The organism is Enterococcus sp. FSL R5-0957, assembly GCF_038008005.1.
GTDB lineage: Bacteria > Bacillota > Bacilli > Lactobacillales > Enterococcaceae > Enterococcus_B > Enterococcus_B faecium.
The window spans coordinates 1,479,122-1,494,165 of sequence record NZ_JBBOYG010000001.1; the positions used below are offsets into that span (position 1 = coordinate 1,479,122).

At 39.6% G+C, this 15,044-nt stretch carries 12 protein-coding genes; 1 reads left to right on the forward strand and 11 read right to left on the reverse strand.

The window, feature by feature from the left end; translation table 11 throughout:
* Positions 1-160: 160 nt before the first annotated feature.
* The 11 genes from MKX69_RS07145 to chvE all read right to left on the reverse strand — a co-directional run bounded on the left by MKX69_RS07145 (position 161) and on the right by chvE (position 13,802).
* Positions 161-928, reverse strand: coding sequence for an inositol monophosphatase family protein (locus MKX69_RS07145; protein WP_002295483.1), 768 nt, complete (start codon positions 926-928; stop codon positions 161-163).
* A gap of 5 nt (positions 929-933) precedes the next feature.
* Complete coding sequence (locus tag MKX69_RS07150) at positions 934-1,209, reverse strand: UPF0223 family protein (protein ID WP_341009527.1); 276 nt, start codon at positions 1,207-1,209, stop codon at positions 934-936.
* Positions 1,210-1,370: 161 nt separating this feature from the next.
* Positions 1,371-2,777, reverse strand: coding sequence for a dihydrolipoyl dehydrogenase (gene lpdA / locus MKX69_RS07155; RefSeq protein ID WP_002289686.1), 1,407 nt, complete (start codon positions 2,775-2,777; stop codon positions 1,371-1,373).
* Positions 2,778-2,784: 7 nt separating this feature from the next.
* Positions 2,785-4,428 carry a dihydrolipoyllysine-residue acetyltransferase gene (locus MKX69_RS07160; protein WP_029485606.1) on the reverse strand — a complete coding sequence of 548 codons (1,644 nt, stop codon included), beginning with the start codon at positions 4,426-4,428 and terminating at the stop codon, positions 2,785-2,787.
* A 24-nt stretch (positions 4,429-4,452) separates the two neighbouring features.
* Positions 4,453-5,430 (reverse strand): alpha-ketoacid dehydrogenase subunit beta, encoded by a 978-nt coding sequence (locus MKX69_RS07165; protein ID WP_002289688.1) that lies wholly within the window; start codon positions 5,428-5,430, stop codon positions 4,453-4,455.
* Between the two features lie 2 nt (positions 5,431-5,432).
* On the reverse strand, positions 5,433-6,542 hold the full coding sequence (pdhA, locus tag MKX69_RS07170; RefSeq protein ID WP_002289692.1) for a pyruvate dehydrogenase (acetyl-transferring) E1 component subunit alpha: 1,110 nt from the start codon (positions 6,540-6,542) through the stop codon (positions 5,433-5,435).
* Positions 6,543-7,003: 461 nt separating this feature from the next.
* Complete coding sequence (locus tag MKX69_RS07175) at positions 7,004-8,428, reverse strand: aminotransferase-like domain-containing protein (protein WP_341009531.1); 1,425 nt, start codon at positions 8,426-8,428, stop codon at positions 7,004-7,006.
* 263 nt (positions 8,429-8,691) lie between these two features.
* Entirely contained in the window at positions 8,692-9,669 is a 978-nt protein-coding gene (guaC, locus tag MKX69_RS07180) for a GMP reductase (RefSeq protein WP_010724007.1), read from the reverse strand.
* A gap of 257 nt (positions 9,670-9,926) precedes the next feature.
* The gene (gene mmsB / locus MKX69_RS07185; protein ID WP_002298996.1) at positions 9,927-11,132 is read right to left on the reverse strand and encodes a multiple monosaccharide ABC transporter permease; all 1,206 of its coding nucleotides are present in this window, start codon (positions 11,130-11,132) and stop codon (positions 9,927-9,929) included.
* A gap of 1 nt (position 11,133) precedes the next feature.
* Positions 11,134-12,660 (reverse strand): multiple monosaccharide ABC transporter ATP-binding protein, encoded by a 1,527-nt coding sequence (gene mmsA / locus MKX69_RS07190; RefSeq protein WP_341009534.1) that lies wholly within the window; start codon positions 12,658-12,660, stop codon positions 11,134-11,136.
* A gap of 53 nt (positions 12,661-12,713) precedes the next feature.
* Positions 12,714-13,802 carry a multiple monosaccharide ABC transporter substrate-binding protein gene (chvE, locus tag MKX69_RS07195; RefSeq protein WP_002339364.1) on the reverse strand — a complete coding sequence of 363 codons (1,089 nt, stop codon included), beginning with the start codon at positions 13,800-13,802 and terminating at the stop codon, positions 12,714-12,716.
* A 219-nt stretch (positions 13,803-14,021) separates the two neighbouring features.
* On the opposite strand from chvE, the gene MKX69_RS07200 reads away from it, so the two are divergent.
* Complete coding sequence (locus tag MKX69_RS07200; protein WP_002339365.1) at positions 14,022-15,038, forward strand: ABC transporter substrate-binding protein; 1,017 nt, start codon at positions 14,022-14,024, stop codon at positions 15,036-15,038.
* The last annotated feature ends 6 nt before the right edge of the window (positions 15,039-15,044 follow it).

Sequence of the window (15,044 nt, forward strand, 5' to 3'; positions counted from 1 at the left end):
TAACTCCTTTTTTATTGGTTCTTTATGACAGGGCAAATTTTACTCGACTGCTAATTATAGCAGACTTTTTTCATGAAATATAGTAAAATGTTTTCATTTTTTCGAGAAAATTAATCTTTTGCCCGTTTTTATCATTTTTGTGAATGATTTCTACCTTTTTTCAGCCTTCTTTTTTCAAAAGGTCTGCGATTTCTGCATATGCACAAGAAGTCCCTGCTAAATAGTATTCCCTTTTTTCAAATGTCAAAGGAGTACCAAAAAGACCGCTTGTTACCATACCAAACTCTTCCAATAAGACATTTCCCGCTGCATAATCCCAAGGGCTAAGGTTTGAAATATAAGCAATGTGGTTTCCTTTCAAGATTGCCACTAGTTCAAGACCAGCGCATCCGTACATACGTGTCCCCATGCTGCTTTCCGCAATTTCTCGGATTCCATATTTATTATGACCGAAAAGATAACTATTCACACCAAGTAAGCCTTCCGATAAGGATTTATTTGCTGGTCTAGGCAATGGCTCATCATTTTTATACACGCCTATTCCTTTTCCACCCCAAAAAAGTTCATTTCTCATCACGTCATAAATGAAACCAAGCTTTCCAACGCCGGATTCATAAACAGCGAGCATAATACAAAAATTTTCCCCTTCAATCACAAAATTCAAGGTGCCATCAATAGGATCGATGATAAAGACTCTTCCATCGAGATCCGATAATTGATTACACCCTTCTTCTTCTGCCAATATTTTCGCCTCTGGATCAAAGGAATGGATTTTTTCGATTAGAAAATTCTGGATGTTTCGATCGACGTTTGTTACTAGATCCGTTCGATTTGATTTTTGCGAGATTGTTAATGTTTGTTGAGAAGATTTGATTTTCTCACCAGCTTCTTCAAGCCAGGACTTGATATGATCAATCATCTGTTCCATTTATCTCACCCGTTCATTCTCAAAGTTTTGTTTGGATTTTTTTTTGCTTGCTGCACTGTACGATATAAAGAATAACCGGAAGCTTTTTCAAATTCCCGTCCCAATCGTTTTTCCTCACCAATGGATTTGACAACAGTTTTAAACTGCTGATAAGTCTTCAAAAAAGCTTCATTGTTTATCCCTTTTTCATTCGCACGTTCCAGATCTTCCCACATCTTCATTACAATGACCATTTTGTCTGTTGTCCAATCTAAATCAAGTGGATACTGATATTCTTGCATCTTCAACTCTCCTATTTCATATTCCTCTTCAGTGTAGCATAGGAAGTGGTAATAAACCAAGAAGTTGTCATATTTTTAAGTTTACATAATAATATTATTGATAATTCTAAAAAACAAAACGCAACTGATTTTCCAGTTGCGTTTCGCTTGTATTATTCAAATCAAATATGGATTGGTAAACCTAATGCTAATTCCGAAGCATCCATGACGATTTCGCCAAGAGATGGATGAGGATGAATCGTCAAGGCGATATCTTCAGCATTCATTCCTGATTCGATTGCTAAAGCTAATTCAGAGACCATATCACTTGCGCCGACTCCACCGATTTGCGCGCCAATAAGCACGTTATCTTCGATCGTCGTGACTAAACGGATGAATCCTTCCGTTTTACCTAGCGATAATGCTCGACCGTTCCCTGAGAATGGAAATTTATATGCTTTCGCTTCGATACCTGCGTCTTTTGCTTCTTTGATTGTCATACCTACAGAAGCCAATTCCGGATCAGTAAAGGCAACTGCTGGCATTGCTTTATAATCTACAGCTACTTTTTTGCCAGAGATTGCTTCAGCAGCGATTTTTGCTTCGTAACTAGCTTTATGCGCTAATGCCGCCCCTGGAACGATATCACCGATGGCATAGATATTAGGTACGTTCGTACGTCCTTGTTTATCTACTGTGATCAATCCACGTTCTCCTACTTCGACACCCGCTTGTTCTAAGCCCATATCATCCGTATTTGGACGACGTCCTACAGTGACCATCACATAGTCAGCAGTAACAGATTCTTCTTTCCCGTCCACTGCATATTTCACTGTCACACTGTCACCGTTATCGACTGCTTCTTTTGCCATCGCATTCGTTACGACTGTTACACCTTTTTTCTTGAAATCATCTTCTACTAATTTTACGAGATCTTTTTCGTAAGTTGGTAAAATTTGTGGTGAGCCTTCAAGAATCGTTACTTCTGCTCCTAAGTTTGCGTACGCTCCGCCCAATTCGGCACCAATCACACCGCCACCGATGATCACAAATTTCTTAGGTACTTCTTTCAATGCTAATCCGCCAGTAGAATCTAACACACGTCCGCCGAATTTAAATCCTGGAATCTCGATTGGACGGGAACCTGTTGCGATGATTGCGTTATTGAACGAATAAGTTTGAGCTGAATCTGGATGAATGACGCGTAGTGTGTGATCATCTACGAAGAACGCTTCGCCTTCGATTGTTTCAACCTTATGTTTTTTTAATAGAAAACCAACACCAGAAGTCAACGTATGGACAACTTTGTTTTCTTTCCATTCTTGTGTTTTCGCAAAATCTAGTTTGACATTTTCGCTAGTTACTCCAAACATTTCGGAATCTAGTGACTCTTGATAATGGTGTCCCGCAGCTATCAATGCTTTTGAAGGAATACAGCCGACGTTCAAACAAACACCGCCAATATACTCTCTTTCAATGATTGCTACTTTTTGTCCCATTTCAGCAGCACGGATGGCAGCTACATAGCCGCCAGGTCCCGCACCGATTACAACTGTATCTAATTCTACAGCAAAATCTCCAACTACCATTTGTTTATCATCCTTCCATCATTAATAGCTCTGGATCAGCTAAAAGACGTTTGATATTGTTCATTGCTTGTTGCGCAGTTGCTCCATCTACGATACGGTGATCAAAACTTAGTGATAGTTTCATCACACGACCGACAACGATTTCGCCTTCAGCGTTTACGATTGGTTGTTGCGCAATCGTTCCTACACCTAAAATAGCTACTTCTGGATAGTTGATGACTGGTGTAAACCAACCGCCACCTACAGATCCGATATTGCTGATCGTAATTGTTCCATTGCGCATATCTTCTGCAGATAGTTTGCCGTCATGAGCTAATTTTGCTTTCTCATTGATTTCGTCTGCAATAGCAAACATTCCTTTGCGGTCTGCATCTTTTACATTTGGTACATATAATCCGTGATCCGTATCTGTTGCAATGCCGATATTGTAGTAATGTTTATAAACGATTTCTTGGTTTGCATCGTCAATAGATGCATTTAATACTGGGTATTTCTTAACAGTCGCTGTTAAAGCTTTCACGACATATGGCAAGAAAGTAAGTTTCGTACCATTTGCAGCAGCTATTTCTTTGAATCGTTTCCGATTATCCCATAGTTTAGACACTTCTACTTCATCATGCAATGTCACGTGTGGAGCTGTATGCTTACTATTGACCATTGCTTTAGCAATAGCTTTACGTGTTGGTGTCATTGCTACACGCTCTTCCAAATCTCCTAAGTTGGACTTGAATGGTTTTGCTGGTTCAGCGGGTTTGCTTTCTGCTGCAGGAGCTGCTTCTTTCGGAGTTGCCGCTTCTGGCGCTTCTGATTTCGCTGGTGCGCTGCTTGGAGCTCCTGCCAAGAAGTTTTCGATGTCCTCTTTTGTTACTCTGCCACCCTTTCCAGTTGCAGTTACTTGTGAGATATCTACATCTTTTTCGCGGGCAAATTGACGAACAGATGGCATAGCCAATACACGTTTATTTGGATCGGCAACTTCAACGACACTTGCTGAACCTGATGTTTCCACTTTTTCTTTTGGTGCTTCAGCTGATGGCGCACTAGTTGACGGTGCACTATTGTGTCCAGGAGCATCGATTTCTACTAATACATCCCCAACATTTGCTACAGTGCCTTCTGGAACAATCACGTTTTTAACTGTCCCTGTGACAGGTGACGGAATTTCTTCTACTGATTTGTCATTTTGAACTTCTAGTAATGTATCATCTTCATTGATCGTATCTCCTGGTTTGACGAACCATTTGACGATTTCACCTTCTGCGATTCCTTCACCGATATCCGGTAACTTAAATTGGAAGACTCCTTCGCTTGACGATCCAGCTGATTCTGTATCAACAGTGGGTTCAGCAGCCGGTTTAGCTGGAGTTTGGGATTCTGCGGCTACACCACTGTCCCCTTCATTGTCTTCGTGTCCTGGTGCATCGATTTCTACTAATACATCCCCAACATTTGCTACGGTACCTTCTGGAACAATCACATTTTTAACCGTTCCTGTAACAGGTGACGGGATTTCTTCTACTGATTTGTCATTTTGAACTTCTAGTAATGTATCATCTTCATTGATCGTATCTCCTGGTTTGACGAACCATTTGACGATTTCACCTTCTGCGATTCCTTCACCGATATCCGGCAATTTAAATTGATAAGCCATGACTTTGTTTCGTCCCTTCTTTTCTTAAAATTCCGCGATTTCTTTTACTTTGTCTTCGATATCTTTTGCATTTGGCAACCAGACATTTTCTGCTTGTCCAAATGGGAAGACTGTATCAGGTGCAGAAACTCGTCCGATTGGGGCTTCTAATGAAAGGATAGCGCGTTCTGAGATCTCAGAAACTACTTGCGCGGCAACGCCCGCTTGTCGTTGTGCTTCTTGGACAACAACTACGCGACCAGTTTTTTCCACGGATTGAATGATCGTTTCTACATCTAATGGCGCAACTGTACGAAGATCAATGATTTCAACAGAGATATTTTCTTTTGCAAGATTGTCTGCTGCTTTGATTGCTTCACGCACCATTGCCCCGTATGTGATAATAGATACATCTGTTCCCTCACGAGTAACTGCTGCTTTATCCAAAGGAACTTCGTAAGCTTCATCCGGCACTTCTTCTCGGAATGAGCGATATAGTTTCATGTGTTCTAGGAAAACAACCGGATCGTTACTTCTAATAGAAGAAATCAATAGTCCTTTTGCATCATAAGGGTTGGAAGGAATCACTACTCGAATACCAGGAGACTGAGCGATCAAACCTTCTAAATTATCCGAATGCAATTCTGGTGTATGAACACCGCCACCAAATGGCGAACGAATTGTGATGGGTAGATTTCTAGTGCCGCTCATTCGATATCTTGTACGGGCCATTTGAGCTACTACTTCGTCCATTGCTTCGAAAATAAAACCAAAGAATTGGATTTCAGGAACTGGACGAAATCCTTCTAACGCAAGACCGAAACTCAATCCTGCGATTCCAGATTCAGCTAAAGGAGTATCGAATACTCGGTCTTCTCCGAACTTTTCCTGCAATCCTTCAGTTGCCCGGAAAACTCCTCCGTTTTTCCCAACATCTTCACCAAAAACAACGACATTCTCGTCATTTTCTAGTTCAAGTGCTAAGGCATCTGTGATTGCTTGGATCATTGTTTTTTGTGCCATGATTATTTCGACTCCTTCGCTTCATAAATTGCAATTTGTTCTTTGATTGATTGTGGAGATACTTCGAACATGTTTTTCAAGAAATCTGAAACCTTTTGTTTTGGTACTTTGTCGGCTTCAGCAATAGCTGCTTTGATTTCTTCTTTAGTTGCTTCGATGACTTGTTCTTCTTTTTCTTCAGACCAAAGTCCTTTTTCCGTCAAATATTTACGGAAGCGGATCAATGGATCTTTTTTCTGCCAATCGTCATCTGTGTCTTTTGTACGGTAGCGGGTTGGATCGTCACCAGATAGTGTATGTGGTCCATAACGATAAGTCAGTGTTTCGATTAGGACTGGTCCATTTCCACTGATCGCCCATTCCCGTGCCATTTTAGATACAGTATATACTGCAAGCGGATCCATTCCATCGACTTGAATACCAGGAATCCCAGCTGCGACAGCTTTTTGTGCAAGTGTTTTTGCTGCAGTTTGTTTTTCACGAGGTGTAGAGATCGCATACCCGTTGTTTTGGATATAAAATACGGCATTTGCATGGTAAGCGCCAGCGAAATTGATTGCTTCGTAAAAATCACCTTGTGATGAACCGCCATCACCAGTATAAGTGAAGACGACATTTTTCTTGTTTCGTTTCTTCAAACCTAATGCAACACCGGCTGCTTGTACATATTGTGCACCGATGATGATTTGTGGTGGTAGAGCTTTCAATTCTTCCGGATAAGAATTACCTGCAGCATGTCCTCTAGACCATAAAAAAGCTTGAGATAAAGGTAAACCATGTTTTACTAGTTGAGGTACATCCCGATAACCTGGAAGAAGAACATCTTCTTTATCAAATGCGTAAGCACTAGCCAGCTGACTTGCCTCTTGTCCAGCAGTTGGTGCAAAAAAGCCTAGGCGTCCTTGGCGGTTCAGCGCTGTTGAACGTTGGTCTAATACACGAGACCATACCATATGAGTCATTAATTCAACGAGTTCATCATCGGATAAATCAGGTACTAAATCTTTGTTAACTACGTTTCCATCTTGATCAAGTGCTTGATATACTGGGAAATCTGCATTGACTTCATCTAGCAGTGCTTGGAAGTCGATCGGTGCTTTTTTGTTTGCCATTTGTCACACATTCCTCTCTCATCTATAAGAAAATCTCTTCATTCTGCGATTGAAACAGCGAATAAAACTGTATCACTATTTAACCGTCTTCATTAATAAATTATCATGGATTTATGAGAAATACAAGCTAAAAGCACAAATTTTCACGATGAAAGGAAATTATGCCAATCCGCATATTAACAGTATTAGTGAATAAAATCACAATAAGGAAAGCGTTTTATATTTCATCTGCATTTTTTCTATTTTCTAATCAAACTTACAACCATCTGTTTCTATTTAGAAACGTTGGTGTTATACAGTTTTGTTGCAAATATTTATTTTATTTACACATCGTGAACGGACGTACAAATAATGGTTTTTTTTTAGTTTCTTTATATCGTATTCTTTTTCCGAAAAAAAAAGAAACAGCTTGAAATTTAAATCCAAGCTGTTATATTCTTAAATCTATTTACTTTGTGAAATTATTCTGTTAACCACTTTTCTAGAATTTTCATCTTTGAATAAAACAACGGTATTTGGTTTTCATCCAGCCTACTGTAATTGATTCTGATTCCATTTATATCTTGCCCAAAAAGTAGACTTGGTGCAATTCCAAGACCCATATCTACTACTTTTTCTGCTAGTTCGGGGTCTAGTTTTTTCCCATCCCAAGTAATCCAGGAATAGTAACCACCTAAAATTGAATGAAGCTTGAAAAACGATTGTGAATCTCCCCAAGCGCTTATCAGTCGGCTTTTTTCTTTCAACTTTTTTCTTACATCTTGCATTTTCAAATCAATTGCTTCATTAAATACATTAGCCACTGTGATTTGTGTAAGGATATTCATCGAAAACTCCATCATTTCTTGCGCTTGAGCTAGTTGCGAGATAAAAGTCTCAGGTCCTATCACCCAACCGATTTTTGTTGTTTTTCCTAAAACCCTAGATAACGAACCGACGTATAACACATTATCCGGATCAATCGTTCGTATAGGAAGGACTTCTTCTTGGTTTAGAAATGAAAGATCCGTAAATACATCGTCTTCAATAATTGGAAGCCGATACTGTCGACACAATTCTACTAGCTTTTCTCGTCGTTTTTGACTCATCACTTTTCCTGTAGGGTTTTGAAAATTCGGGTTGATAAGCACTGCTTTCAATTTATTTTTATGGATCGATTCTTTCAGTTTTTCTAAGTCGATCCCTTCTTCATCCATCGGTATCCCAAATAAACGCGTTCCTGAAGCTTTGAAAAGAGGTAATCGGTAAAAAAAAGAAGGTGACTCTACAGCTATCCCCTCTCCAGCTGAAAGAATCGTTTGTAAAATCAAAAAGATTGCTTGCTGACCGCCACCAGTCACAAGAAGCTGGTTGGGGGAAAATGCCAATTCAAATTTACTTTCCAAATACCGTTTGATTTTGTTACGTAACGGAGTATAGCCTAAAAGATCCATTTCTTTTTCTTCCGCTAAGATTTCTTCAAGAGAATAAGAAGGAAACTCAAAATTCGGCAAAAGCTCATCTGGCATCTCGCTAGCGTATAAATCAAGAAACGATGTTTTTTGGATCTGCTTTGCTTCTCTTATTTTTTGCTCATACCAGTCCGTCTGCTCATAACGAGGAGAGATCATTTGCCGCCAATCGATTCTTGGAACAGCGAATTTCCCCCATTCAGTCTGATTAACAAACCATCCGCTGCCACGTTTGCTCGTTAGTACCCCAAGCTCCCTAAGCTCTTCCAATGCATGGACAACGGTGGAACGATTCACACCAAAAAGTTGCCCTAGTTTTCGTTCTGATTCAAGTTGACTTCCAGGATTGATCCTTCCGTTTTCGATTTCTCTCATAATCTGTTCCATGATTTGACGATAAATCGGTCCTTGTTTTTTCTCTACTTTTTCCCACATAAGCTTCTCTTTTCTATTGTCTATTTTTTCTTTTGATTTTACCGAATTTACGAGAAAAAAGAAAAACTTTTTTTGCAAAACATAAGGGACTGTGACAAAAATCTTATCACAGTCCCTTATTCTGAATAATGATGTTCAAAAGCTTGTATCTGCGATAATAAGTCCAGCCAAACAAAACATATAAAGAACTATTTTTGTTTGGCTGTTCTTATTACTTAATGCAGGACAACTTTTTCACAACATCCTAATATTTTATTTATTTTTTAGATTGTGTCTCCATTAAAAATCGAATTTTTCACGATGACATAGTCAACTTTTCGAATGGCTTCCAGATCTCTTCCTCCAGCATAAGAAATAGATGATTGAAGGTCTTGTTGCATTTCCACTAGTGTATCTTTCAAAGATCCTTTATGCTGGATCCAGATTTTCTTTCCTTCAACATTTCGTTTTTCGCCTTTTTGGAATTCTGAAGCAGAACCAAAGTATTCTTTATACACGATTCCATTTTCGACTTTTGTTTCGCCAGGAGATTCCTCGTGACCGGCAAACAATGAACCAATCATGACCATTGTCGCACCAAAACGGACAGATTTTGCAATATCGCCATGTGTTCTGATCCCACCGTCAGCGATGATCGGCTTGCGAGCTGCTTTCGCACACCATCTAAGAGCTGCCAGTTGCCAGCCTCCAGTCCCAAAGCCTGTCTTGATTTTTGTAATACATACTTTTCCTGGACCAATCCCGATTTTTGTTGCATCTGCGCCCGCATTTTCCAATTCACGGACGGCTTCCGGTGTACCAACATTACCGGCAATCACAAAAGTTTCAGGCAAATATTTTTTAATATGCTGAATCATATCAATAACTGAGTTAGCATGTCCATGTGCGATGTCGATAGTGATATAATCAGGATTTAGCGATTCTTCTGCCAACTTCTCTATAAAGGAATATTCCTCTTTCTTGACGCCAACACTGATTGAGGTAATCAATCCACGCTTTTTCATTTTTTTGATAAACGGAATTCGAGCTGCTTCATCAAACCGATGCATGATATAGAAATAACCATTTTCCGCTAAGAATTCTGCGATTGTTTCATCAATAATCGTCTGCATGTTGGCAGGCACTACTGGCATTTTGAATGTATGTTTACCTAATGTGACCGTTGTATCACATTCAGAACGGCTATTTACGATACATTTATTAGGAATTAATTGAATATCTTCGTAATCAAATACTTTCATTACATTATCCTCCTGATGTTCACATCCAGCAAAACACGAACATTATTAATTTAATCAAGGCTTTTTTTAGCGCCCTATGTAATTTAACTCAATTAAGCGAAAAAATCAAGAGAAAAAAAGACAAATTATACGAATAATAAAAAAACAAATATTATTTTTAATCTACTTTAACAAAGTGACAAATGTTCGCTTTTAGCGAAAAAAAGACTGTGACAAATGTCTTGTCACAGTCTTTTTTCTGGATAACCGGCGTTCTCCTACGTTGTTCGTTTTTTCTTATTATACAAGTCTAGCACAACGGCTAAAAGCAAGATCAATCCTTTGATTGCCTGCTGCCAGTCTACCCCGACGCCTAAAATCGACATGCCATTGTTCAATACACCCATGACCAAGCCACCGACAATCGCACCCATGATTGTTCCAATGCCGCCGGAAGTCGAAGCACCACCAAAATATACTGCCGCCATTGCATCCAGTTCCATCGATGTACCTGCTTGAGGTGTTGCCGCATTCAATCGAGCAGCTAAAACTAATCCAGCTAAAGCTGCCATGACTCCCATGTTGACGAATACCCAGAACGTGATTCGCTTTGTTTTGATCCCTGATAGTTCAGCCGCTTTTCGATTTCCGCCCGTCGCATAAATCTGTCGACCTGCTACTGTTTTATTTGTCAAAAACCCATATGCTGCAACGATCAAACCAAGAATGATCAAAATAATCGGATACCCTTGATAAGAGGCAAAGATATAAGTTATTCCTAGTACAACGACTGCTGTAAATACCGCCTTTACCAAGAAAGCTGCTGGAGATTCCACTTCAAATAAATGATTTTTCCGACGATTTCTTGTTCGCCATTGACCAACAACTAACACGATCGTGATGATCATTCCTAAAATCAATGTCAAGAAGTGAAGGCTGCTTCCTTCGCTTAAGTCTGGTAAATAACCCGTAGACATTTTTTGGAAAACAGCTGGAAAAGGTGCTAGAGATTGGCCTCCTAGAACAACTTGTGTCAGTCCACGAAACATCAGCAATCCTGCTAAAGTCACGATAAACGCCGGTATCCCTGCATAAGCTACCCAAAAACCTTGCCATGCGCCGATCAGCCCGCCTACTGCAAGACATGCGATAACTGTCATCCACGGGTTCATTTGGCGATTGACCATCATCATGCCCGCAATTGCACCAACAAACGCCATCACTGACCCTACCGACAAATCCACATGACCTAAGAGCACAACTAATAACATCCCTGCAGCTAGTACTAATATATGGCTATTTTGCAGAACAAGGTTAGTTATATTCAATGGACGCCAGAAAATACCATCCGTCATCAATTGAAACGCAATAAGTAGTCCCGCTAAAATGATCACCATGCTGTAGCGACCAAAAAGATCAGCTGCTCTACTTTTCAAATTTAGTTTTTTCTCTTTTTTATCCGTAAGATTTTTTGCCTGTTCCAACTTAACCCACCTCTTCTTTCGTCATTAATTTCATCAAGACTTCCTGATCTGCATCTTCTCGCGAGACTTCTCCTGTAATACGTCCTTCGTTCATCGTATAGATTCGATCACACATCCCTAATATTTCAGGAAGTTCAGAAGAGATAAGACAGACAGCTTTGCCATTTGCTGCCATTTCTTCGATAATCGTGTAGATCTCATATTTTGCCCCAACATCTATCCCACGGGTTGGCTCATCCAAAAAAAGAATATCGGGTTGTGTCATCAGCCACTTGGATAAAACGACTTTTTGTTGATTCCCACCACTAAGACTACTGACAATTTGATGGATGGAGTTTGTTTTTATACGCATCTTTTTCCGGAAATTTTCTGCCTCAGTTACTTCTTTTTCTTTATCTAATACTCCTTTTTGACTTATTTTATCCAAACTGCTCAGCGTCACGTTTTCCCGAATATCCATCAGCAGATTCAGTCCTAAAGATTTTCGGTCCTCCGAGACATAAGCGAGTCCGTTTGCAATGGCTGAAGGAACGGTCTTAACTGATATCTCTGCCCCTTCCTTTAATATACGTCCGGATATCTTGCTTCCATAAGAATGTCCAAATAGACTCATAGCGAATTCAGTTCTGCCCGCTCCCATCAGTCCAGCTATTCCTACAATCTCTCCTTTTTTCAAATACAAGTTGATGTGGTCGTTTATGATTCGCTCATGATCAAGAGGGTGATAGACCGTCCAGTCTTCTACTTTAAAATAAACTTCTCCAATATCCGGTTTTCTTTCAGGATAACGATCAACTAAATCTCTGCCCACCATCCCGCGAATAATATGCTCTTCGCTGATCATTTCATTTTCTAGCGTCTCAATCGTCTGTCCATCCCGTAAAATGGTGATTCGATCTGCGATATCCACAATTTCATTCAGCTTATGTGAAATAATGATGGAGGTTACACCTTGCTCTTTCAACTCTCGGATCAATCTCAGCAAATTCGCGCTTTCTTCTTCATTCAATGCAGCGGTAGGCTCATCCAAAATCAACAGACGGACGGATTTTGATAATGCTTTAGCTATTTCAACTAATTGCTGTTGCCCTACGCCAATCTGGGATACTAGAAGATTCGGGTCGATAGATAAACCGACTTTATTCAGCAGTTCATACGTTTTCTTTTCTGTCAGTTCCCAATCAATCACGCCTCTTTCTGCTTGTTCATTTCCGAGAAAAATATTCTCTTTTATTGAAAGATAAGGACTTAGTGCTAATTCTTGATGAATGATGACGATGCCTTTTTCTTCACTATCTTTCAAATCTTTGAATTGACACAGCTTTCCATCATAAAAGATTTCCCCGTCATAGGAGCCATATGGATACAAGCCGCTCAAGACATTCATCAATGTTGATTTTCCCGCTCCGTTTTCTCCGCACAATGCATGGATTTCCCCACGTTCAATCATCAGATTCACGCAATCTAACGCTCGGATTCCAGAAAATTTTTTGGTGATATCTGCCATTTTTAAAATACAATCCGCCATAATTCTTATCCTCTCTCTGACTTAGATCTCTTTAGTTCCTTGTTTGGTTCCTCTTAATTTTTCAGATCGGATTCTTTATAATAATCTGTGTCGATCAGCTCTGCTTGATAATTATCTTTATCGACAGATACTGTATTTGCTAAATACGTAGGGACAGTTTTCACCCCATTATCATAAGTTTCAGTATCGTTGACCGGGACCTCTTCTCCATCACTGATTGCTTTGATCATTTCAATCGTATTTTTTGCTAAGATACGTGTGTCTTTAAAGATCGTTTGTGTTTGTTCCCCGGCAATGATCGATTTAACGCCAGCAACTGTCGCATCTTGTCCAGTAATCACAGGTAAAGGTTTACTTTCACTCCCATACCCCACGCCTTTTAATGACGAAATGATCCCTAAACTTATTGGATCATATGGCGACAAAACAGCATCCAATGTTTGGTCAGTATAATTTGCGCTTAACAGATTATCCATCCTTGCTTGCGCCGTAGAACCATCCCAGCGAAGCGTAGCGATTTGACTGAAACTCGTCTGTCCAGATGGCACAACCAACTGACCGTTGTCCATATATGGTTGTAAAACAGACATCACTCCGTTGTAATTAATTAGTGCATTGTTGTCGTCAGGCGAGCCACCAAATAATTCAATCGTGAATGGTCCTTTTCCTTCTTTCAATCCTAAGTGCTCTTCAATATAAGCTGCTTGCGATACACCTACTCCAAAATTATCAAAAGTCGCGTAATAATCGACATTTTCTGAATTCATCAGTAAACGATCATAGGCGATCACCTTGATATCTGCTTCTTTTGCTTTAGCTAACACATCAGTTAAAGCCGAACCATCGATAGAAGCAATCACAAGTGTATCTACCCCTTTTGTAATCATATTTTCGATTTGTGCTACTTGATTTTCTACTTTATCTTCTCCATATTGAAGATCTGTTTTATAACCCAGTTTTTCTAATTCCGAGACCATGTTGTTCCCATCAGCGATCCATCTTTCTGCTGATTTGGTCGGCATAGCGATTCCTACATACCCCGTACTATCATCTGCAGATCCTGAATTGCCACACGCACTTAATAGAATGCTTGCGGTCAAAATAACGATACTCCCAACAATCTTTCTAAATTTGTTTTTCATTTTTTATCCCCCATTTCAATTGATACACCGAGTATAGCTAATAAAGAAAGCGTTAACATTGATTTTTTTATGGGATTTACTTTAAATTTTTTAGGTGTACTTTTTTTGTCTTGGATTTTTTTAAGTTTCTTGGATTTTTTTCGATTGATTCCTTTTGACTTTGATTTTCCCTTTTATCTGATAAGATAGTACTAACAAGTCCAGATGGAGTGATTTAAAGTGAAACGTGTTTTATTTTTTTTAGCCCTTGTTGTAATCGCTTACCAAATGATGGGGTGTACACTTAATACAAAGGATGCACCTGACCCACTAGTCGTTGGTTTTTCGCAATCAGGAACGGAGAGTAGCTGGCGGAAAAAGCATACTGAATCAATTATCACTGCGCTTGAAAAAGAAGATTACCAAGTTCTCTACCGAAATGGCTACATGAATCAGGAACGGCAAATCCAAGATATACGGACGTTCATTGCCTATAAAGTGGATATGATCATTTTTACTCCTTTGCAAGAATCCGGGTGGGACTCTGTATTAAAAGAAGCAAAGCGAGCAGGGATCCCTGTCATACTTGTCGACAGACATATTCAAACGAATGATCCCGAGCTTTTCGTCACCCACATTGGCCCCAGTTTCAAAGCAGAAGGAAATCGGGCGGGTTTATTTGTCAGCAATCACTTCACAAATTCAAAGAAACAGGAAATCAGAATCCTAGAACTTGCTGGTTCAGAGAACTCCACACCGACCAAGCTACGCTCCGAAGGATTTTTGGAATCAATCAATCGTAAACCAACCCTAAAAAAAGATGGAACCATCGACCATAAACCTCCAATGACTATTGTTCACCGAATTGTCGGTGATTTTATTCGGATGAAAGGAAAAGACCAGATGAAACGATATTTAGAAACAAATGATTTATCCGAAATCGATGTATTATACAGCCATAGTGATGAAATGACCCACGGTGCTTTAGCTGCGATAAAAGAAACATCGGTTAAACCTGGAAAAGATTTGATTATTGTAACGATTGATGGACAAGAAGATATGATCGAGAAGCTGCGGTCAGGAATCGTCAATTGCGTAGTCGAGTGTAAACCTGATGTCGGCTGGTATGTAGCCAATACCGTTACTCGTTATTTTGGAAATATTCAAACAGGAAAAACATTACCTAAAGATATTTTTATTTCCGAGACTGTCTTTTCCCAACAGAATATGACTAATATTCCAACCAGAAATTATTGACTGGAG

Excerpts from the sequence above, each read along its gene's own strand:
- MKX69_RS07145 (WP_002295483.1), bottom strand. The coding sequence starts at position 928 with ATGGAACAGATGATTGATCATATCAAGTCCTGGCTTGAAGAAGCTGGT.
- MKX69_RS07150 (WP_341009527.1), bottom strand. The coding sequence starts at position 1,209 with ATGCAAGAATATCAGTATCCACTTGATTTAGATTGGACAACAGACAAA.
- lpdA (WP_002289686.1), bottom strand. The coding sequence starts at position 2,777 with ATGGTAGTTGGAGATTTTGCTGTAGAATTAGATACAGTTGTAATCGGT.
- MKX69_RS07160 (WP_029485606.1), bottom strand. The coding sequence starts at position 4,428 with ATGGCTTATCAATTTAAATTGCCGGATATCGGTGAAGGAATCGCAGAA.
- MKX69_RS07165 (WP_002289688.1), bottom strand. The coding sequence starts at position 5,430 with ATGGCACAAAAAACAATGATCCAAGCAATCACAGATGCCTTAGCACTT.
- pdhA (WP_002289692.1), bottom strand. The coding sequence starts at position 6,542 with ATGGCAAACAAAAAAGCACCGATCGACTTCCAAGCACTGCTAGATGAA.
- MKX69_RS07175 (WP_341009531.1), bottom strand. The coding sequence starts at position 8,428 with ATGTGGGAAAAAGTAGAGAAAAAACAAGGACCGATTTATCGTCAAATC.
- guaC (WP_010724007.1), bottom strand. The coding sequence starts at position 9,669 with ATGAAAGTATTTGATTACGAAGATATTCAATTAATTCCTAATAAATGT.
- mmsA (WP_341009534.1), bottom strand. The coding sequence starts at position 12,660 with ATGGCGGATTGTATTTTAAAAATGGCAGATATCACCAAAAAATTTTCT.
- chvE (WP_002339364.1), bottom strand. The coding sequence starts at position 13,802 with ATGAAAAACAAATTTAGAAAGATTGTTGGGAGTATCGTTATTTTGACC.